We start from the raw sequence: 20378 nt of genomic DNA on the forward strand, positions 1-20378 counted from the left end.
TTCATGGCGCATTCGGCGCGATCCGCTATCCCTCGCGCGCAGCGAGCCGTCTCGGCGCCCATGCGCTGTCGGGCTCGCCCCGCCCGATCCTGCGTGCACTGGCCTTTGCCATCCAGGCAAACCCCAGCGCTGCCACCAATGCCGTCGCATCCACTGCCAGCGCCGCGGCCGACGTGTGCGCCCAAAGCCCGGTGGCGGGCAGCAGGCCGCCCACCAGCGAGGTCGCCGGTATCGCCAGCGTCAACGCTGCCGCCAGCCATAGCAGGTGTACGCCCGCTGCCGCGCCCCCGCGCAGGAAAGCCCAGGCGACGCTGGCGAAGAACGCCGCGTAGTACAGCCCCTGGAGCCAGGCATTCAGATCACCCACATGCCCGCTCAACCATTTGGACGCGACCATCATCAAGGAAATGCCGCATACGCATCCCAGACAGACGCCCACGGTCGCCGATGCCATCAACCTTGTGTCCAACCGCTGCACCGGAACCTCGCCGGTCTGCCGGTTGGCGCGCTTGCGGCGCGTTTCTATCCACAGCAGGTTGCCGCTATAGAACAGCCATGCGCCCGCCAGTCCCAGCAGGAAATAGAGCCACTGCACCTCCGCGCCCCCGAAGGAAGCCATGTGCAGCGCGAAGAAGCTGCTGACCCAGAGGTTGGGGGCGTCCTGCCCGCCCGGCAGATAATCGCGATTGAGCACCTTCCCGGTGTAAGGGTCGAGCGCCACGAAGCCGCCCCGCGCGCGCGGCGACACCGCGCTGTCGTCCTTGCCCCAGACGCGCACGATGGCGCGCGGGCCGGTGACTTGCTGATACTGCAACGTTTCGGGCTCGAAGCCCGGCGCCAAGCCGCGCGCCTGGGCCAGCAATTCCCGGGGCGTCAGCATGTCTGCGGGATTCCTGGCCTCGCCACCTGGCGTGTTGCCGCCGGCGCGCTGGAAGACTGCCCCCAACTTGCCTTCGTACATCAACTTGTCCTGCAGATCGTAGATGCCGTCATGAAACGCGAACACCACGGAGCTGAGCGCCATGATGATGTGAAATGGCAGCGAAACGATGCCCACCACGTTGTGCGCGTCCAGCCACATGCGCTTCAGGTTCTTGCCGACCCGCAGGGCGAAGAAGTCTTTGACCAGCGACGGCAGCAGCACGATCACGCCCGACACCAGGGCGATTGCATAGAGCGATGCGACCACGCCCATGAACCAGCGGTTGGGGTCGCTGTCCACGGGCAACCCCACTACGCGGTGGAGCACGTCGATGAACGACATCAGCCCGCTGGGCGAGGACTCCTCCAACCGCAGTTCGCCGCCCGAATCCAGATAGGCCGAGTAATGGCGGAGCGACGACTCATCATGGTCGCCGGCCTGCCCGTCACGCACTTCCCAAGCCATGCGCGCCGGCACGTGCTCGGCATCCTGAAGATGGATGCTGAATCCCTTGGCCACGTCCGGCCGCGCCGCAAGCGTTCTGGCGATGAGGCCTGGCGTCTCGTCCAGCGGCACGGGCGCGACGGCTGCGGGCGGCGTTGCCCAACGGGTCAGGGGCTCCTTGAACACCGTCAGCGCGCCGGCATAGAAGGCAATGAAGAGCGCCATGCCTGTCAGGATGCCCGTCCAGGTATGGACCGATTTGTAGATGCGTATGTAGTCGGCTCTCATGGTCGCAGGCCCTCCTCAGATCGCCTTGGCAAGATACAGCCCGCCATAGAGCAGCACGCAGGCGCCGCCCAGCCAGATCCAGGCGCGCAGGCCGCTGGCGAAAAAGTAGACCGTGCTCGCAATGCCGAGCCAGACCGGAGGCACCAGCCACATGGCCAGCTGCGAGCGCGTTGCCAAAGGAATGCCGCCAGTCAATGCGGCAAGCGCCGCGCTTGCGCCGATGGCCAGCGCGAAGCCGAGCAACGCGCCTGCCAGGCTCTTGGATATCCAGTCGCGCCGGATCGGCGCGGGTTTAGCGGGCTTCATGCGTATCGCTTCGGCGCAAGCCTGCCAGCACGCCCAGATAGGGGATCAGGCTGAAGAACAGCATCAGGGCCGTACAGAACACGAACACAGCCGCAACGGCAGAGAATGCGCGCAGGCAGCCCCAGCCGCCCAGCGTCAGCAGCAGAAGGCCCGTGGCGCGGGCGGGCAGAACCGGCCAGGGATCTACGCCCCAACGCTGGTTCGGCGAAGCGCGATAGATGCAGAAGCAGCCCACGAACAGGCTTGCCAGGCTGAGGAGTATTAGGACTTCCATGGTCATCCCTGGATGCAAGGTCCGCTACCTGACCGCCAATTCCTGTTCCGGACCGGCTGTCCGGAACAGGAGTCGGCGTTCAGAAACTGATGCTGGCGGAGGCGGTAACGGTGCGCGCCGGTCCCAGCGTCACGATAGGCGTCGTGTCGCTGAAACTGCCGGCGTAATAGTGCTTGTCGAACACGTTGTTGACGTTCAGGCGCAGCACCACGTCCCGGCCGTTGATCTGCGTGGCGTAGCGGGCGCCCAGGTCCAATTGGCCCCAGCCCGGAATCTGCAGCTTGTTGGCCGCGTCGGCGTATTGGCTCGACGTAGCCTGCACGCGCCCGCTCAGCGTCAGGCCGGGCACCCACGGCGTGTCCCATTCCAGTCCAGTGTTGGCCTGCCACCGCGGCGCGCCCACCGCGGTGTTGCCGTCATAGCGACCATAGGAAGTCTTGACCTGCGTGCCCTGCGTATAAGTGACGCCGCCCAGCACGCGCACACCTGGAGCCAACTCGCCGAAGGTATTCCATTCCACGCCGCGGACGCGCTTCTCGCCGCCGTCCGCGTACGTCGGCTTGGACGTAGAGCCTTCCGTGACCAGCATGGGCTTGTCGATCTGGAAGAACGCCAAGGTATTGGTAAAGGTGCCAGCGTTCCACTTGACGCCCAGCTCCTGCTGCTTGGTCTTGTAGGGCGCGAACACCTGCCCATAGTTGCTGGCCGTGGTGTCCGTGACGCTATCGCCCTTGCTCAGGCCCTGCACGTAGTTGGCGTACAGCGAAACGTCCGGTCCCCAGGGCTTGACGACGATGGCGAAAGCGGGCGTCACGGCATCCTCGTCGTAGCGCGCGGTCGTCTTGCCCGTCTTGTCGAAATTCGTGGTCTTCACGCGCTGGTTGCGCAGGCCGCCAGTCAGGAGCAGCTTGTCGTCGAAGAAGGACATGGTGTCCACCAGCGCCAGGCTGGACAGCGTGTTCTCGGCGGTCTTGGGTGCGCTGCCGGGTACCGCCGGCATGACCGGTGTGATCGGGTCATAGATATTGGACTTGAAAGTCGATGCCGGCCCGGTGGCCGATCCGTCCTCCAGCTTCAGCAGGGAAGCCTGGAGCACCAATTCGTGTCGCACGCTGCCCGTGTTGAAACGCGAACGCAGACCAGCATCGGCAGAGGTGGCGTCCGTGTAGGCGCGCTGCCCGATGATCGAACCGGTGAAATTGCCATTGGCGTCGATCTGCCGCGCATGGGTGCCGTTGATCAGGCCCGATTGATGACTGTCGCGCCGGCCCACGCCGGCGAATGCCGACACGCTGTCATTGAAGCGGTACTCGGCGCGCGCCATGACGGCGTTGCTCTGGATGCTGCCGTAGCCCGTGCTGAACTGGTTGATACGGGGATCGGGCGCGTCGGGCACGACGGAGCCACCGAACCAGAACATGGCGGGCGTGCCACCCGAGAACGACTCTTGGCTGTGATAAGCGTCTATCGACGCGCTGAAGGCGCTGCTGCGATAGTCCAACCCTGCGGACAGGAACTCGCGCTTTCTGGATTGGCCGTCCAGCGTGGTGGCGCCATCGCTGAAAGAACCATTGACGCGCGCGCCCCATTCATTGGCCGAACCGAAGCGGCGGCCGGCATCGATGGTCGTGCCCAGTTGGCCGTCGGCCTGCCAGTTCACGCCGAAGGTGGCATTGGGGGTGTCTTCCGCGCGCTTGGGCACCAGGTTGATCGTGCCGCCCACGGCGCCGCTGGGCGCCATGCCGCTGAACAAGGCGTTCGGGCCTTTCAACACCTCCACCCGCTCGACGAATTCCAACGGCGTGCGGCCCATGGGCGCCAGGCCATACATGCCATTGATCGCCACATCGTTCTGGTTGACGTCGAAGCCCCGGATCCGGAAGTTCTCGTAGGCATGTCCGCTCGACGTCGTGAACCGCACCGAAGGGTCGTTCGCCATGACGTCGGCAAGCGTGCGCGCCTGCTGGTTCTGGATCAGCTCGGAGGTATAGCTGGTGACGTTGAAGGGCGTATCCATCACGTCCTGGTTGCCCATCAAACCCAGACGCGCGCCCTGTGCCACCTGCCCTCCGGCGTAAGGCGCAGGTAAATCCTCATCCGACACCGACCCTGCAGTCACGGTGACGGGCTGCAGCGTCGTGGTTTGCGCGGCGGTCTGGGCACTGGCGCCAGCGGGAAGCATCAAGGACAGCGCAACGGCCGGGCTGAAGCATTGGGCGCACAGCGCGATTGTCAACGGAGTTTTCTTGGACACAATTCATCATTCCGATATTTAAATGCGAATGCTTATCAGATGAATTATATATTTGGAAAAAACTCAATGGACCAGAAATCTGTAGGTACGGTTCCGCAATCCGGTCGAATTTTCAGCGCAACTCGATAAAAATCAATGACTTATATTTTTTTGATTGACTTCCTGCGTGGGCGGCCGATCCGTTTGCGACCCGGTAATCCTTGCTGAACAGGTTCTCGACATTGGCGCGCAACACCTGCGCACGGTCAGGAACCCGGGCCCCAGTCCAGCATTGATGAAAGTGCAGCCGCCTCTGCGCGGCAAAAGTCCAGGAAATCCGCCACTGGCCCAGACAGCCGCACGTCGGGGTTCCTGAGTATTTCAAGCGATATGTTCAACGGCATGCCCTCCGTTTCCAGCGTAGCCAGGGCGTTTCGATGCAGGGCGGGCTGCACGGCGTGGCGCGGCAAAAATGCCAGCAGGTCGCTGCTCTGGACGATAGCTATTACTGCCTGGACCGAACCTAATCCGAGCGCAATATGCAAGGCACCGACGCCACTCTCGAATCTCCGCCGTACCGCGTCCTGGGCGGTTGCCGACGTCACCAGCCACGCCCATTGGGCTTGGTGGCGCATCATGTCCAGCGATATCGGCCCCACGCCCTGCGCCAAGGGATGCTGCGGCCGCGCGACGACCAGCCACGGTTCTTCCATCCAGCGACGGGCAAGCAATCCCGCCGTCCCGTCGACACCATGCATGAAGCCGATGTCCAGCTCGTTCTCCCGCAAACCGGCACAAATGGCTGCGGAGCTGAGAACCCGCAGCCGTATGGGTACGCCGGGATGTGTTTGGGCCCAGCGGACCAACAGCGGCGGCAGCAGGCAGGAGGCAGTCGCCTCTGCCGCGCCTATGCGTATCACGGTCCGCCTGCCAGCAGCCGTTCCAGCACGGATTCGCACATCCCGAGCTGGCTGCGCAGGATGTACTCATCCGCCGTGTGGGCCTGAGCGATGTCGCCTGGCCCGCAAACCAAGGCCGGAATGCCGGCTTGCTGGTAGAGCCCGCCTTCCGTTGTGTAGGCCACGTGCCCGCCGGCCTGAGCCCCCGCCCGGAACAGGGCCTCCACCAGCATGTCGGTATCCGCCCGAGGCACCAATGCGGGCACCGATGTCCGCCGCATCAGCAGCACCTGCGATTCCGAGACCCTTTGCCGCATCGTCCCCTCAAGCTCCCGGGCGCGCTGATGGATGGGCTCCAATACGGCGTCGGGATCGACGCCTGGCAGGAACCGCAGGTCAAAGTCGAACTCTGCCTCCTCCGGGATCACATTCGACGCATGTCCGGAATGCACGCGGCAGACCGCCATCGTCGAGAACGGCACATAAAAGCCCTCGTCACGCGTTGCAGACTGCAATGCCTCAGCCTGCGCCGCGACTTCTGCCGCCAGGAAGCAAGCCGTCTGCGCGGCATTCACGCCCAGGCCGCTCAGTGACGAGTGCTCTGCCCTGCCCCGGATATTGCAGCGCCAGGAATGGCGGCCCTTGTGCGCACGCACCACCTCCATCCGGGTCGGCTCGCCGACGATGCACGCGGACGGCTGAATGCCGTGCTGCCGCAGGTCAGCCAGCAACCCTCGCACGCCTACACAGCCGATCTCTTCGTCATAGGTCAGCGCGATATGCACGGGCTGGGCCAGCCTGCCGCTGCCCAGGCGCCCCACGGTCGCCAGCACACAGGCGAGGAAGCCCTTCATGTCGCACGTGCCGCGGCCGTAGAGCCGCTCGCCTTCGTCGGTCAGGCGAAACGGATCCCGAGTCCAATCCTGCCCCGCCACCGGCACGACATCCGTATGGCCGGAAAGCAGGATTCCGCCCGCGCCGCCTCCAAGGCTGGCGAACAGGTTGGCGCGTTTGCGGTCCTCGCTGTATGTGTAGCGCACCGCGAAACCGATCTTGCGCAGGAATGATTCCGTCTGCGCCAGCAACTCAAGGTTGGAGTTGCTGCCGGATACGGTGGGCCAGGCGATCAACGATTCCAGCCAGGCTAGCGCTTCGCTGGAACAATCAAGAGATTGATCAGTCAATTGGCCTCCAGGGAAATGTTGCCGGCTTTGGCCACACGACGCCATTTGTCCAGTTCGGACTGGATATCGGCCATGAACGCCTCCGGCATGCCGCCTTGAGGCACCGCGCCCAACTGCGTGATGCGGCTGGCCACCTCCGGATTCTTCAGCGCGGCGGCGGCCGCCTCGCTGACACGTTGCACAAATGCCGCGGGCGTTCCTGCGGGCGCAACCAGGCCGAACCAGGCAGGGTCATTGAGTGCCTGCACACCGACCTGCGCAAACGTGGGAACGTCCGGCAGCTGCTCCACCCTGCCGGGCCAGGCTACGCCCAGCGCGCGCAAGCGCTTGCCCTGGATATGCGGCAATGACGCGGGCAGGTTGTCGCACAGCACGTCCACGTGGCCCGCGATGGCGTCCTGCAACGCCGGGCCGGCCCCGCGGTACGGAATGTGCCGCATGGGCGCGCCCGTGGCCTGGGCAAGCAATTCACCCATCATGTGCCCCAGCGAGCCCACTCCCGGCGACCCGTAGGTGATGTCGCCGCCGCGCTGTTTGGCCAGCTCGATGAACTCTGCCATGTCCTGCGCTGGCAGGCCCGGATTGATGGAGATCACATTGGGCACCCGAGCCAGGTTGGAGATGGGCGCGAAATCCTTCAACGGGTCGTACGGCGGCTTTGCCAGCACCGCAGGCTGTATCGCATGCGTGCTCACGGTCGCCACCCCCAGCGTAAGCCCGTCGGCGGGCGCGCGCGCCACATAGCCCGCGCCGATCGCGCCGCCAGCGCCGGCCCGGTTCTCCACGATTACCGTCATGCCCAGCCGTTCCGACATGGCCGGCGCAACAATGCGTGGAATCAGATCTCCAGAGCCTCCTGGCGCGAACGGCACCACGATCCTGACGATGCGGTCCTGGGCCCGCGCCACCACGGGCGCCGCGACCATCGATACAGCACATACCCTGAGAAAACAGCGTCGCTTCATTAGGCATTCCCCTTGGTTTTTTTGAAGCTGGAAGTACTCTCCTGCCTGGTTGCTGCAATCCGTCCTTCGCGTGCCTCAGATCCGGTTGTCGTACGCCTTGCGCGGGATGCGGCAGGAGATGATCGAATACGTCTTTGCCGCCAGGGCCTCGCGTATCGCTCGCGCCAGGCCCGCGCGGTCCTGCACGTCGAAGCCCAGGCCACCCATGCTCCTGGCCACGGCCGCAAAGTCCGTCCCGGGGAAATCCACCCCCAAGTTTGGCTGCCCGGTGCCGCGCTGCTTGATCTCGATCAGGGACAGGGACTCGTCCGCGAACACGAAGACAATGACTGGAGTCTTGGCGTCCCGGGCGGTCGCCAATTCGCCCAGTGTCATCTCCAGGCAGGCATCGCCCGTGAAGACCGCCACGGGGCGTTCGGGTTCCGCCAGCTTGGCGCCTATGCCCAGGGGCAAGGAGCAACCCATGGTGCAAAGACCCGACGACTGCATCAAGGTGCGCGGCTCGTAGCACTGCCAGGTCTGGGACAGCAGGATGCGGTGCGCGCCGCTGTCGACCGACGCCACGGTATTGGCCGGCATTTCCGCGCGCGCGACATCCACGATGGCGCCGGGGCCCCATTCTTCGTCGACGCGGTAGATGCTCGCCAGCGCACGCTTGATGGCCCTGACCTCGTCGTCCTGCCATTCCGATGCGGTGCGCAAGCCGTCGGCCAACACCTCCACCCCGCATTTGATGTCGCCCACGAAGCTGATCGCCGACTGGTGCATGTAATGCGTATTGCGGTTCGAGGACAGCTCGATCACGTGCGCGCCGTCTTCCCAGATGTTGCGCCAGCCCACCCGCATTTCGATCGGGTCATAGCCCAGCAACAGCACCACATCCGCCTCTTTGATCAGCGGCAGCACGATGCTGTCGGCCTTCGGCGAAAGGCCCATGCCGCCCACGGCCATATCGTCACGCTCGTCGATGATGCCCTTGGCCTTGTACGTGGTGATCAGCGGGATCCGGTGCTTCTGCACCAGAGCGCGGACCTGCTCCTCCGCGCGATGATGCAGGGCCTCCACACCGGCAATGATGACGGGGCGCTTGGCATTGCCCAACCACGACCGTGCCAATTCGAGCTGCTCGGTATGCGCGGGAACGGCCGGGGCCGGCTGGACGCGCCGGGCGCCCCTGGCCACAGCGACCTCGGCGATGGCCACGCTGATCGGCACGTCGACATGAACCGGTCCGGGGGGATCGTCCATTGCTATGGCCAATGCCTTGTCCATGATGGCCTCTGCATTGCCCGGCGTCATGCGCAACGAGGCCTTGGTGATCGGCCGCATCAGGGCGGCATGGTCGAACACCTGATGGGTATAGGTGGCGGCTTCGTCCTCGTCGACGCAGCCGGTCAGGAAGATCATGGGCACGCGGTCCTGCAGCGCATTGGCCACCACGTTCACCGCATTGGCCACGCCGGGCCCCAAGGTGGCGACCAGCACGCCCGGCGCGCCAGTGCGGTGGAACACTCCCTCCGCCATGAAGCCGCCGGAGTTCTCATGCTTGACCAGAGTGAATTTGACCCCCGCTTCGTCCAGTCCACGCATGACGGACAGGACCTCGCCGCCAGGAATCCCGAATGCGTGGCGGCACCCTGCCTCGTACAGGCGTTTACCGATGATCTGCGAAACCGTGGACATGCAACATTCCCCTTTAGGAAGGCTTTGATACGAGTGTTTAAAAAATGGCGGCGGCAAACGCCGTGGCTATTGAAGATTGCCCAGGGAGGCGGCCATGCGGGCGGCTGCGATCTGCAGGTTTTGATCGGAAGTCGCGTACGAAAGGCGCATGAATCCCGGCATGCCGAAACCCGAACCCGGCACGGCAGCCACGCCCGCGCCCAGCAGGTATGACGCCAGCGCAACGTCATCCTCCAGACGTAGGCCGGCAGGCGTCTTGCGACCGATGAAACCGCGTACGTCGGGAAACAGGTAAAACGCGCCTTCCGGCCGCGGCGTCGCCAGGCCATCGATTTGCGCGAACTGCGCCAGCAGGTAATCGCGGCGTTGCTGGAAGATGCCGCAGCGGCGGCGCACCTCGTCCTGCGGACCCGCGAGCGCGGCGACTGCGGCCGCCTGCGACACCGAGGACGTGTGCGAGTTGATCTGCATCTGCACTTTCGTCATGGCATCGATCAAGAACCTGGGGCCACAGGCGTAGCCCACCCGCCAGCCCGTCATCGAGTAGGCCTTGGATACGCCGTTGACGGTCAGGATCCGATGCGCCAGATCCGGCGCGATCTGCGCGAACGTGACGAACTTCCTGCCGTCATAGAGTATGTGTTCATAGATGTCGTCGACCATGATCAGGAAATCCTGATTGCGGCTGGACCGGATGACGGCGGCGAACTGCTCCAGCTGCTGTTGCGTGTAAGCGGTGCCACTGGGGTTGCTGGGCGAGTTCAGGACCAGCCATTTGGTCTTCGGCGTGATGGCAGCCTCGAGCACCTGCGGATGCAGCGCATAGGCCTCATCCGGCGTCGTCGCCAAGGGGCGCAGCACGCCGCCATTCATCGACACGATATCGCTGTAAGACGCCCAATACGGGGCCGGGATCATCACCTCGTCCCCGGGCGACAAAGTGGCCAGGAAGGCCTGATAGATCACCTGCTTGCCGCCACAACCCACATTGATCTGCGCCAGCGTGCATTCAATGCCGTTGTCCCTGCGGAACTTCTCGGCGATCGCCTCGCGCAACAACGGGGTCCCGTTGATCGGCGTGTAACGCGTCTGGCCGTCAGCGATAGCGCGCGCCGCAGCCTCGCAGATATGGGCAGGCGTCGGGAAATCGGGTTCGCCCAGCGTCATGTCGATGACGCTGCGGCCCTGTTGAATGGCTTGGCGGGTCTGCTCTGCCATGACCTGGATGGGTGAGGAACGCAGAGTGGAAACGAGTGGCGAGAGCATGGACTTTTTCCGGTGGCAACGGGAATAAGTCTAGAATTCAAAGAATTCAACAACAATTGAATTTGAATTCAATATGACATCTCCGCTTGGACCCAATGCGCCAACCTTGCGTCAACTGGAGCTATTCCTGTCGCTCGCTGCGTCGGACGGCATCGCCAGCGGCGGCTCCAAGATAGGCATGACGCCGTCCACCACCAGCCACGTACTGCGTGCGCTCGAAACCACGCTGGGCACAGACCTGATTGATCGCAATGCTCCGCAGCTGGAACTCACCCATGCCGGGCAGCAGATACTGCCTCATGTGCGCGACCTGTTTGCCGCGATGCATCTCATCCAGGCAACGGCGGGCGCAAGCGCGGGCCTCAACAGCGGGATGCTTCGGTTGGGATCGTTTGGCCTGAGTTCCTCGTTGCAGCTACTTCCGCCGCTGCTGCAACGCTTCCGGCAGCTCTACCCCGGAATCGATGTACGGGTCTTCGAGAAAGCCGATGGCGAGATCGAACAGGACTTGATCGAGCGCCGGCTGGAGATCGGCGTCGTCACCCTGCCGAAAAGCAATTTCGACACCCTCCCATTGGCCGAGGACGAATTGGTTGCCGTGCTGCCGGAAGGACATGCGCTCGCTGCGGAGGCAGCCATCGACATCCGCCACCTGGGCCGCTATCCCTTGATCCTGACTCACGCCGGATCACAGAGCCTGGTCGCCAAAATGTTCGCGCGATCCGACACCACGCCGAAGATTTCACACGAACTGACCCAGATGCTGTCGATCCTGGCGTTCGTGCAGAAGGGCGAAGGAATATCGGTAGTGGCATCGCTGGCATTGCCGGACGCCTATCCCGGCGTGGTCTACCGGCCTTTGCTGCCCAAGACGGCACGGCGCGTCGGACTGGCATGCCTGAACGAGAACCGCCTGTCTCCCGCGGCAGCAGCGTTCTGGAAACAGGCCAAGACCAGCCAGAAGAAGAAATAGCCCACGACGCGGCACGCGCGGTCATGCAGGCGGCAGACAGCGCAACAGCGTCCGCGCCGGTAAACTGCGCCGTTATCTCGGCGCCTGCGGGCTGCCCGAACTTGTACACAACCTGGAGCGCTACACACGATGATCCGTCATCTGGTCTTTGCAGCATCGTTGGCCATGGCAGGCAGCGCCGCGGCTGCCCCCTCTTTCAACTGCGCCAAAGCCACGTCTCCGGTCGAAAAAGCCATTTGCGCCCACCCGGCGCTGGCTGACCAGGACGCGGCCATCGCGCAGCAGTACAAGGCTGTGCGTGCCAAGCTCGACGCCGAGGCGGTCAAATCGCTGACCTCCGATCAACGTTATTTCCTGAGCGTGCGGGACAACATCTATGCCGAGCCCTTTACGGGAAGCACTCCGGTCAAAGAGATCGGCACCAGCATGCGCTACCGCCTGGATTTTCTGAAGGCCATCAATCCCCAGCCGGCTGCCGGCTTTGTCGGCAAGTGGAAGAACCTCGAAGGTGAAATTGAAATCACCCGAACCGCCGACGGCCAATTGTTCGTGGCGGCCAACTCGGCCCAGCCCTACAACGGCCGCTGGGTCTGCGATCTGAGCGGCAAGGCGGTCGCCTCCGGCGACAGCCTGATCGTCAGCTATCAGGACGGGCCGCCCTGGACCCTGGATCTGACGCGCCGCGGCGCCGTGCTGATGGTGCGTGAAACGCCGCCCGCCGGTGTGGCAAACGACGGCTTCGGCCCGCCGTTCTGCGGCATGAATGGCAGCCTGGAGGGGGCTTGGTTCGCGGTGCGCTGAGCAGAGGGGTATTGGGCATGTTGAATGGACTTCGTTCCGCTCAATAGAAAGCGGCGTGGTCCCATCACTCCACGCTCAACAGCCGCAGCTCTCACGCGTGGTTGATCAATGCAGCCGCGTCGAAAAGATTCGCTAAATAAGTAAGGGCTTCGGAAATGTCGGTCTCTATCAATTGCCGCGCCTTGCCACCGTCTCGCTTGCGCAAAGCATCGCATAGCTCATATCGCCATCCTGCGCGCACTTGTTGCACCATGCGGATGAAATCTGGATGCAACAGCCGGATGTAAGGACCGGTCTGCAGCCACAGCATTTCGATGTGCCGCACGAGTACGGGCATTTCGCTAGCCCGGTAAAGAGCGACCTGAAACTCGGCCACCTTTTGCGTGTCCTTTGCGATATCGCCCGAATGACGGGCGGCCTCAACCTCGCCTGCCAACCGCTCCAGCACCTTGATGTCCGCAGCCGTCGCGTTCGCAGCGGCGCGTTCAGCAGCCAGGCCTTCCAACGAAAGGCGGATGTCCCGTAACTCCAGCACCCGTGCCTTCGACAATATGGGCACACGCACGGAGCGGCTGTGCTCCTGCGTCAGCACGCCTTCCGCAATGAGGCGATGCAGCGCCTCTCGAACCGGGGTCAGACTGACCTCGAATTCCGACGCGAGTTGCCGCAGCAGCAGTTTTTCCCCGGGCGCGAAACGCCCGCAGATCAGAGACCCACGAATGCCTTGATAGACGCTCTCGCGCATAGCTGTTTCTGGGGTTGCTTCGGACATGACACGCTGCATGACGGAGTTGAATGTGACATAAAACAGGGCCAATTCTCCCAGAATTTCGCACGGCGCACTCCAGCGTCCTTGCCTAGCTACTTGGCAAGGGAATTCCCTAGCGTTATTTTGTGATCACATTATTTTCCATAAGTGATATATTTCTGGAACAAAATCGACACTCCGGGGATTCGACATGGCCAACACCACGTCCCAGAATTGCAGCATTGATGCCAGCCCACGCGCGCACATAGCCCTCGCCGCCTTCCTTGCCCTCTCGAGCCTGGGGACAGCCGCCGCGGCGGCAGACTTTCCCAAGAACGAAATTCACCTCGTTGTAAATTACGGCCCCGGCGGTAGCACCGATGTGGCTGCGCGCGTTCTGGCCAAGGGCATGGAAGCGAGATTGGGCCGGCCCGTGGTGGTCGAAAACAAGCCCGGTGCGCTCGGGACGCTCGGCCCAAGCTATGTCGCGCGCCAAGCGCCGGACGGCTATACCGTCGGCGTGGTCACTTATTCCACACAGGCCATCCTGCCGCACCTGATGAAGCTCCCCTATGGAGATCAGGATTTCGCCTTCGTGGCTGGCGTGGGGCGATACCGTTACGGCATCGTGGTGCGCACCGATTCGCCCTACCTCACCCTGCAAGACTTGCTGAACGCCGCCAAGAAGGGAGATGGCGTTTTTCTCGGCTCACCCAGCGCCGCAGTCAACCTCGCGGTGCTCGAGCTAAGTCGCCAGACCGGGGGCAAGTTCGAACAAGTCCTGTACAAGTCCGGCACCGAGACTGTCAACGCCCTCCTGGGCAAGCAAATAGACGTCACCGTCGCGAACCCCTCCGACGTTCTACCGCACATGCAGGCCGGCAAACTGCGAATGATTGCGTCAGTGGGGCCGATGCGTTGGCCCGAGTACCCAGACGTACCAACGCTTCGGGAGAGCGGCTGGCCAGTGCAGATCGACTCGTCGATCGGGCTTGCGGCACCACTCGGCACGCCGCCCGAGGTGCTTGCCATTTTGCAAGATGCAGCCCTCGCGGCAGTCCGTGATGCCGCAACGCTCGAGTCATTCGACAAGTTGGGCATGGACGCAATGCCGCTGAACGGCGCCGAATATGCCGCACAGTTAAAAAAGGGCCTCCAGGAAATGGGACAGATGATCCGCGACACGCAGATGCCGCGGATCAACTGAGCGTCTGAACTGGCATGAAAACCGAATCCTTGAAAATTCTTGTCGGCGGCTTTTTCCACGAAACCCATGCGTTCAACCCTCGCCGGACCACCGCAAGCGCATTTACATGGATCGAAGGCCCTGAACTCATAGCTGAGATGCAAGGTGCAGGCACCACCTTGGGAGGCATCGTTTCGGAGCTGACGCAACGGGAGCACACCGTGATACCCGCCCTCTTCGCCGAGGCGGCGCCTGGCGGCCCCGTCGATGAGGACGTGTATGAGAATCTCCTGACGCGATTCAAGACAAGCATCGAAAGCGCTCTTGACCAATTTGGACGAATCGACGGCATCGCGCTGGAGCTGCATGGGGCCATGGCCACCGCGTCGATCAGCGATGTCGAAGGCCACTTCCTTAAACTCTTGCGCACCTGGGTGGGCGAGGACGTACCAATTGCCGTCGGCCTGGATCTTCATTGCCATATAACGGCCGACATGCTGAGTGCGGCAGACATTGTCAGTGCCTGCAAGGAAAACCCCCATCGCGACGTCATGGACTGCGGCCGCCGCTGCGTCCAACTGCTGGAGGCTGCTGTCCGGAAGACGATCAAGCCGGTCTCGGTGCTCACTAAGGCGCGCATGATTCTGCCCGGAAATGCCGACACCAGTTCTGGCCCGCTCCACGCGCTACACGAGCAAGCCCGCCAGATGCTGCGTCAACACCCAGCGCTACTGGATATTTCTCTATTCAACGTTTTTCCCTACGCCAACGGCCAAGCCATGGGCCAGGGCGCGCTGGTCATCGCCGACGGCGATGCCCCGCTCGCCGCCAAGCTGGCCGAAAAATTGGCAGGCGATTTCTGGCTTCGACGTGACGAATTTCTGGATACGCTACCGACTACGGATGCGGCTCTCGAGAAGGTTCAGGAAAGTCCCGAAGAACGCCCATTTCTTTTGGCAGATATGGGAGATCGTGTGCTGGCTGGAGCGCCAGGCGACAGCATTGAAATCCTGCGCCATGCCCAGCATCGCCAGCGGCCGCTACGCGGCGCCGTAACAGTGACCGATGCACAGGCGGTCCAGCATGCGCATGCGCTTGGTGTCGGAGCTCGCTTCGTCGCCAGACTCGGGGGCCTTGATACGCCTGGCCTGTCGTCGCTGGAAACCCAAGTCGAGGTCATCGCCCTGGGCCCGGGGAGCTACGTCGTGAGCGGACCCTACAAGCAGGGAACGTTGATTCAGCTCGGCTCGACAGCTACTTTGCGCATGCCCGATGGTTCCGTCGTCATCGCCACCAGCCAGCCTGGACTGATACACGATCCGCAGGGGTTCCGCAGCCATGGCGTCGAGCCGGGCGAATTTGATTTTGTCGGGATCAAGTCGGGCTACCACTTCAAGCTGAACTTTGCGGGCATCGGGACGGCGCTCGCTGTCGCTACCCCGGGGCTTAGTATTTATGCTCCCGGCCGTTACGCCTGGAGTGATAGTCGGATTTGGCCCGAGCACGACGTAACGGCGGAACCTCTGCTGGGGCCTTGGTACTCGGTCGATCGTTTCGCCTAAGCCGGCGCGGCATATCGCGTCGCGTGGTCCGAGCGCGACATCTTTCATGCCTCGCAGAGAGGCCTTCTCGCAAAAGATGCAATCACATTGCACGTCGACCTTCCGGCGGGCATTCGCGCGTCCATGGAACTGGGCGCTCTCACGGAAATTTCGCGGATGACGATGGATCGTCTTGCCCACTCACGGGAATTCCCTATCTATTTTGTGATCACAAATTATATTGTTCGTGATATCTTAATTTTTCATTCACTTCCACATAAAGCACCTGCCATGACGACGCCTCATTTCCCCCCGTCCCCGCGAATCGAATTTCCAGCCACCGGCACGCCCTGGCCAGCGCTGGAGAAGCGCTTGGATGACGCCAAGAATGGGGACTACCGCTGGGACGAAGGCAGGATGGCGCTCTATGTCTACTGGCTGGATGACGCGCTCGGCGCCGTATCGAAGAACGCCTCGGCAAAGTACTTCATGGAGAATGGCCTGGGCCGCAAGGCGTTTCCCAGTGTCCAGCGCCTGGAATCGGAAGTCATCGACATGGCGCTGTCCCTGTTCAATGCTCCGGCTGGCGCCGCAGGCAGCTTCACTTCGGGCGGGACCGAGAGCATTTTCCAGGCGGTGAAATCGGCGCGTAGCCTGAAAAGAGCGACTGGGGTTGTAGCCGGCCACGAACGGCTCAAGATCGTGGTTCCGCGCTCAGCACACCCGGCCTTTAACAAGGCGGCGTATTACCTGGACATGGACGTGCAGCGTATTGCCATCGGCGACGATTTCCGGGTCGACGTCCAGGCGTTGAATGCCGCCGTTGACGAGCGCACGGCATTGATCGTGGGTTCCGCTCCTGCATATCCGCATGGAGTCTACGATTCGATCGCCGCACTTTCGGAGGTCGCGCTGAAGCACCACGTTCCGCTGCATGTGGACGCGTGCGTGGGCGGCTTTCTCGGCCCGTTCATGAAGCTCAATGGCGAACCCATTCCTGACTTTGATTTCTCGCTGCCTGGCGTCACAAGCATCTCGGCCGACATCCACAAGTACGGATTCGCCGCGAAAGGCGCCTCGCTGATTCTTTATCGCAACGAAACCTTCAAACAACACCAACGCTTCGAATTCGACGATTGGCCCCGTGGCCACTACGAGACGGACACGTTTCTCGGCACACGCCCCGCCAGCCCCGTCGCCTCGGCGTGGGCGGTCTTGAATTACCTGGGCACCGAGGGATATCGGGGTATCGCCAAGATCGTGGCCGATACGCGCAATCGCATGATTCGAGGGATCGAAGACATCGAGGGTTTGGAGGTACTCCGTCCTCATAGCGAGCTTTCTTTCGTGCTTTATCGATCGCGAGATTCGTCGGTCGACATCAACGCTGTCGCTCAAGAGCTGGACAAAAAGGGATGGTTCGTCGGCGTCGGCGTGGATCCCGTGGCAATCCACTTCATGGTGAATCCGGTGCACCAATCGATCATGGACAGCTACCTGGACGACCTGCGCGCAGCCGTCAAAAACGTACGCGATAACAAGCTGACGGCGCAAACCAACGCCCATACCTACTGAGCACCCAAGCACTGTAGCGCCAACAAGAATAGGGGGAGTCGATATGACAGCAATCACCATTGCGAAACTGTCCAAGCATTACGATGGCACGACCGCCTTGCGAGATTTGAATTTGCACGTGGAACAGGGGGAGTTCCTGACCATCCTCGGCCCAAGCGGCTCCGGCAAGAGCACTACGCTGGCCTTGATAGCCGGGCTTACGCTGCCCAGCGAAGGAGCAATTTTCCTCGGCCCGCGCGACGTCACCCGACTCCCCCCTGCACAGCGCAACATCGGTCTCGTCTTCCAAAGCTATGCACTCTTTCCCCATTTGTCGGTGCGCGAGAACATCGCGTTTCCTTTGCGAATCCGGCACAACGATGCCGCCGCAATAGACAAGAAGGTGAAGGAAGTGCTCGCGTTGCTGCGCCTGGACGGTCTGCAGAGCCGTCGGCCCGCGCAGTTGTCCGGCGGGCAACAACAGCGTGTAGCGCTCGCTCGAGCCTTGGTCTTCCAGCCCGACATCCTGCTGCTGGACGAACCCATGGGAGCGTTGGATAAACAACTGCGCGAAGAGGTGCAGGTGGAATTGCGGCGGCTGCAGCGTTCTCTGGGTACGACGACCATCCTTGTTACCCACGACCAGGAAGAGGCATTGTCCATGTCCGACCGGGTGATGCTCCTGGCGGATGGCATGATGCAGCAGGTCGGGTCGCCGCAGGAAATCTACTCGCGGCCAAGCAATTCGTTTGTGGCCGGTTTTCTGGGTACCGCCAATTTCCTGCGCGGCCGTCTTGCGACGGCAGACTCCAAGCTCATTCTTGACCTTGGAGAAGGCGAGAGGCTGGTAGTCCATCCCTCGGGCCTATCACAGCCACCAACGGACGGCGATCTCGTGCAGGCGATCGTCCGGCCCGAACGGGCCACACTATCCGCCCCATCTGCCGGGCACGCGGGCCTCAGAGGGCGCGTCCTGGACATTGTCTATCTGGGGCAGTCCATACGCTATCACGTCCAAACCAGCCAGGCGCGTCCGTTCATAGTCGCCGCCAGCGACGAAAAAGTCCGGTTCGCTATTGGAGACCATGTGGTTCTCTCATGGCCTGAAGACGCCGTCTGGCTGCTTCCGGAGAAACACCCCGCCGAATTGGCGCATCCCCCCGCCACTGTCACCCACCTGCACTAACGGAGTCCTTCATGGAACGTCGTACTTTCATCAAGTCGTCGCTGGCTACCATGGGCGCATGCGCCACCCCCACCCTGGTGCGTGCCGCAGCACCAGCGTCGGCAACGGTCAAGTCCATACGCATCATCGCGGCCGGGGGCCAGTCCGGCGAGGCTCTCCAAAAAGGTTACATCGATGCCTACACCGCGCGCACCGGCATCACGGTGCAACGGGAAGACACTACCGGAACGCCCCTGGGAAAACTGCGGGCGATGGTCGAATCCGGGCGCATCGACGCCGTGCTGCACGAAATCGGCGGCCCCGCCTTGGCCCAAGCCATGGCGCTTGACCTGCTGGCGCCTTTGGACTGGGCACGGATCGATCCCGATGCGATGTTCCCCGAGGCGCGGCACACACATGGGATGGGGTATCAGTATTTCTCGGTCGCGCTATCCGGACGGGCCGATGCCACTCCCTTGGCCAACTGGAAGGATTTCTGGGATACCACGAAGTTTCCGGGCTGGCGTTCACTGCCCGATATCCCGTACTACTCCCTACCCATCGCGTTGCTTGCCGATGGCGTGGCGCCCGAGAACCTATACCCAATCGACTTCGATCGAGCCTTCGCCAGCCTGGAGCGGATCAAATCGCACGTACCGGTATGGTGGTCCAGCGGCGCCCAGCCCGCGCAACTGCTATTGGATAACGAAGTCCGCTACGCCGCCTCCTATTCGGGCCGCGTTGCGGGGAACCCAAAGCTGCGCCTGGAATTCAATCAGGGGCTGCTGAATATTGGTTACTTCGTCATGCCGCGAGGCGCCGCGCCGGCCCAAGCCAGCGCCGCCTTTGGTCTGCTCCATCAGATGACGCTGCCCGCTTCCCAGGCAGAGGCGGCGAAGATCATCCCCTATACCGGCAATAGTCCCTACCTGGACAAGCTGCTCCCGCAGGACAAGCTAGCGCAGTTCCCGACGAGCCGGGCCAATCGGGAGGTACAAATCCTCCCCAATGAAGCATTCTGGGCCGCCCATGCCTCCGTGGTCGAAAAACGGTGGCAACTCTTCAAGCTGGGCCTCTGAACATGCACCCGACACCCAAACACGCTGCGCGGCAGCGCAGCAGCCGAGCGGAGCTGAAGCTGGTCGCACCATTGCTCATGCTGATGGTATTGGCTTTCAATCTACCGCTACTCGACACACTGATCCGCAGCTTCGGTTGGCCAAATCCGACGCTGGCGCACTATGGCGAGTTGCTCGGCTCGCCGCTCTATCTGAAGGTCATTGCCAATACCTTCATCATCTCCGCGCTCGCCACGCTGGCCTGCATGGCGCTAGGCTATCCCTTGGCATACTGGATCAACGGTCTGACTCCCAGAGCACAGCTCTTCGCCCTTGCGCTCGTGGTCATCCCATTCTGGGTTAGCGTGCTCATCCGTACCTATGCCTGGATCATCCTGCTGGGCAACGCCGGCATCGTCAACGGCCTGTTGCAAGCTGGCGGTCTCATCGACGGTCCGATCGCATTCTTGTACAACCGCGGCGGCGTAACCCTCGGCGTGGTCAATGCCCTGCTGCCCTTTCTGGTACTGCCCCTGTACGCGGCAATGCGCAAAGTCGATCCAAGACTCCTGCATGCGGCGCGATCCCTGGGATCGACGGAATGGACGGCATTTTGGCGAATATTCTTGCCGCTGACTCTGCCCGCGCTCGCAGCGGGAGGGCTATTGGTGTTTCTGATGGCCCTCGGCTTCTACGTCACACCCATGATTCTGGGTGGCGGACGCGTACCAATGCTGGTCAACATGCTGGATTTGCTGATCAACCGCATGCCCGACTGGAACCTGGCATCCGCCATTTCCATCGCTCTGCTGCTTGCCTGCCTGGCGCTGTACGCCACAAGCAGACGACTTGGGCGACTCAATCTACGTTCGTCATGAGGTCTCCCAT

18 protein-coding genes are annotated in these 20378 nt (G+C 62.5%); 8 read left to right on the top strand and 10 right to left on the bottom strand.

Annotated features, from left to right (window positions below):
• Positions 1-25: 25 nt before the first annotated feature.
• The 9 genes from AC6LKD_RS00750 to AC6LKD_RS00790 form a co-directional block, all read right to left on the bottom strand.
• Positions 26-1654, bottom strand: coding sequence for a PepSY-associated TM helix domain-containing protein (locus AC6LKD_RS00750; protein WP_498114745.1), 1629 nt, complete (start codon positions 1652-1654; stop codon positions 26-28).
• Positions 1655-1669: 15 nt separating this feature from the next.
• Positions 1670-1960 (bottom strand): hypothetical protein, encoded by a 291-nt coding sequence (locus AC6LKD_RS00755; RefSeq protein ID WP_498114746.1) that lies wholly within the window; start codon positions 1958-1960, stop codon positions 1670-1672.
• Positions 1947-2234 (bottom strand): hypothetical protein, encoded by a 288-nt coding sequence (locus tag AC6LKD_RS00760; protein WP_498114747.1) that lies wholly within the window; start codon positions 2232-2234, stop codon positions 1947-1949. The genes AC6LKD_RS00755 and AC6LKD_RS00760 overlap by 14 nt, the downstream gene beginning before the upstream one ends.
• Before the next feature lie 79 nt (positions 2235-2313).
• The gene (locus AC6LKD_RS00765; RefSeq protein WP_498114748.1) at positions 2314-4488 is read right to left on the bottom strand and encodes a TonB-dependent receptor; all 2175 of its coding nucleotides are present in this window, start codon (positions 4486-4488) and stop codon (positions 2314-2316) included.
• A gap of 245 nt (positions 4489-4733) precedes the next feature.
• The gene (locus AC6LKD_RS00770; RefSeq protein WP_498114749.1) at positions 4734-5426 is read right to left on the bottom strand and encodes a substrate-binding domain-containing protein; all 693 of its coding nucleotides are present in this window, start codon (positions 5424-5426) and stop codon (positions 4734-4736) included.
• Positions 5384-6550, bottom strand: a complete 1167-nt coding sequence (argE, locus tag AC6LKD_RS00775) for an acetylornithine deacetylase (protein WP_498114750.1) — start codon at positions 6548-6550, stop codon at positions 5384-5386. The genes AC6LKD_RS00770 and argE overlap by 43 nt, the downstream gene beginning before the upstream one ends.
• On the bottom strand, positions 6547-7476 hold the full coding sequence (locus tag AC6LKD_RS00780; RefSeq protein WP_498114751.1) for a tripartite tricarboxylate transporter substrate-binding protein: 930 nt from the start codon (positions 7474-7476) through the stop codon (positions 6547-6549). Before AC6LKD_RS00780 ends, argE begins: the two co-directional genes overlap by 4 nt.
• A 114-nt stretch (positions 7477-7590) precedes the next feature.
• On the bottom strand, positions 7591-9198 hold the full coding sequence (locus AC6LKD_RS00785) for a thiamine pyrophosphate-binding protein (protein ID WP_498114752.1): 1608 nt from the start codon (positions 9196-9198) through the stop codon (positions 7591-7593).
• A 66-nt stretch (positions 9199-9264) separates the two neighbouring features.
• Complete coding sequence (locus tag AC6LKD_RS00790) at positions 9265-10464, bottom strand: pyridoxal phosphate-dependent aminotransferase (protein ID WP_498114753.1); 1200 nt, start codon at positions 10462-10464, stop codon at positions 9265-9267.
• A 73-nt stretch (positions 10465-10537) separates the two neighbouring features.
• Here AC6LKD_RS00790 and AC6LKD_RS00795 point away from each other — a divergent pair, with 73 nt between their 5' ends.
• Together AC6LKD_RS00795 and AC6LKD_RS00800 are read left to right on the top strand one after the other, a co-directional pair.
• The gene (locus AC6LKD_RS00795; RefSeq protein WP_498114754.1) at positions 10538-11437 is read left to right on the top strand and encodes a LysR family transcriptional regulator; all 900 of its coding nucleotides are present in this window, start codon (positions 10538-10540) and stop codon (positions 11435-11437) included.
• A 129-nt stretch (positions 11438-11566) separates the two neighbouring features.
• Complete coding sequence (locus AC6LKD_RS00800; protein WP_013396114.1) at positions 11567-12238, top strand: lysozyme inhibitor LprI family protein; 672 nt, start codon at positions 11567-11569, stop codon at positions 12236-12238.
• A gap of 91 nt (positions 12239-12329) precedes the next feature.
• Here the strand turns inward: AC6LKD_RS00800 and AC6LKD_RS00805 are convergent, their stop codons facing one another.
• Complete coding sequence (locus AC6LKD_RS00805) at positions 12330-13010, bottom strand: GntR family transcriptional regulator (protein WP_207470672.1); 681 nt, start codon at positions 13008-13010, stop codon at positions 12330-12332.
• A gap of 187 nt (positions 13011-13197) precedes the next feature.
• On the opposite strand from AC6LKD_RS00805, the gene AC6LKD_RS00810 reads away from it, so the two are divergent.
• The 6 genes from AC6LKD_RS00810 (at position 13198) to AC6LKD_RS00835 (ending at position 20368) form a co-directional block, all read left to right on the top strand.
• Positions 13198-14193, top strand: coding sequence for a Bug family tripartite tricarboxylate transporter substrate binding protein (locus AC6LKD_RS00810; RefSeq protein ID WP_498114755.1), 996 nt, complete (start codon positions 13198-13200; stop codon positions 14191-14193).
• A gap of 14 nt (positions 14194-14207) precedes the next feature.
• Positions 14208-15734 (top strand): M81 family metallopeptidase, encoded by a 1527-nt coding sequence (locus AC6LKD_RS00815; protein ID WP_498114756.1) that lies wholly within the window; start codon positions 14208-14210, stop codon positions 15732-15734.
• An 87-nt stretch (positions 15735-15821) separates the two neighbouring features.
• Complete coding sequence (locus tag AC6LKD_RS00820) at positions 15822-17288, top strand: pyridoxal phosphate-dependent decarboxylase family protein (protein WP_498114757.1); 1467 nt, start codon at positions 15822-15824, stop codon at positions 17286-17288.
• Between the two features lie 43 nt (positions 17289-17331).
• Positions 17332-18453, top strand: a complete 1122-nt coding sequence (locus AC6LKD_RS00825; protein WP_013396119.1) for an ABC transporter ATP-binding protein — start codon at positions 17332-17334, stop codon at positions 18451-18453.
• A gap of 11 nt (positions 18454-18464) precedes the next feature.
• A complete protein-coding gene (locus tag AC6LKD_RS00830; RefSeq protein WP_498114758.1) occupies positions 18465-19511 on the top strand; it encodes an extracellular solute-binding protein in 1047 nt (348 codons plus the stop codon).
• A gap of 2 nt (positions 19512-19513) precedes the next feature.
• The gene (locus AC6LKD_RS00835) at positions 19514-20368 is read left to right on the top strand and encodes an ABC transporter permease (RefSeq protein ID WP_498114759.1); all 855 of its coding nucleotides are present in this window, start codon (positions 19514-19516) and stop codon (positions 20366-20368) included.
• Positions 20369-20378 lie beyond the last annotated feature (10 nt).

It is taken from the genome of Achromobacter sp. D7-1 (assembly GCF_059760445.1).

Bases quoted from the DNA above. Each gene is read 5' to 3' on its own strand.
- AC6LKD_RS00750 (WP_498114745.1), bottom strand. From the start codon at position 1,654: ATGAGAGCCGACTACATACGCATCTACAAATCGGTCCATACCTGGACG.
- AC6LKD_RS00755 (WP_498114746.1), bottom strand. From the start codon at position 1,960: ATGAAGCCCGCTAAACCCGCGCCGATCCGGCGCGACTGGATATCCAAG.
- AC6LKD_RS00760 (WP_498114747.1), bottom strand. From the start codon at position 2,234: ATGGAAGTCCTAATACTCCTCAGCCTGGCAAGCCTGTTCGTGGGCTGC.
- AC6LKD_RS00780 (WP_498114751.1), bottom strand. From the start codon at position 7,476: ATGGTCGCGGCGCCCGTGGTGGCGCGGGCCCAGGACCGCATCGTCAGG.
- AC6LKD_RS00785 (WP_498114752.1), bottom strand. From the start codon at position 9,198: ATGTCCACGGTTTCGCAGATCATCGGTAAACGCCTGTACGAGGCAGGG.
- AC6LKD_RS00790 (WP_498114753.1), bottom strand. From the start codon at position 10,464: ATGCTCTCGCCACTCGTTTCCACTCTGCGTTCCTCACCCATCCAGGTC.
- AC6LKD_RS00795 (WP_498114754.1), top strand. From the start codon at position 10,538: ATGACATCTCCGCTTGGACCCAATGCGCCAACCTTGCGTCAACTGGAG.
- AC6LKD_RS00800 (WP_013396114.1), top strand. From the start codon at position 11,567: ATGATCCGTCATCTGGTCTTTGCAGCATCGTTGGCCATGGCAGGCAGC.
- AC6LKD_RS00805 (WP_207470672.1), bottom strand. From the start codon at position 13,010: ATGTCCGAAGCAACCCCAGAAACAGCTATGCGCGAGAGCGTCTATCAA.
- AC6LKD_RS00810 (WP_498114755.1), top strand. From the start codon at position 13,198: ATGGCCAACACCACGTCCCAGAATTGCAGCATTGATGCCAGCCCACGC.
- AC6LKD_RS00815 (WP_498114756.1), top strand. From the start codon at position 14,208: ATGAAAACCGAATCCTTGAAAATTCTTGTCGGCGGCTTTTTCCACGAA.
- AC6LKD_RS00825 (WP_013396119.1), top strand. From the start codon at position 17,332: ATGACAGCAATCACCATTGCGAAACTGTCCAAGCATTACGATGGCACG.
- AC6LKD_RS00830 (WP_498114758.1), top strand. From the start codon at position 18,465: ATGGAACGTCGTACTTTCATCAAGTCGTCGCTGGCTACCATGGGCGCA.
- AC6LKD_RS00835 (WP_498114759.1), top strand. From the start codon at position 19,514: ATGCACCCGACACCCAAACACGCTGCGCGGCAGCGCAGCAGCCGAGCG.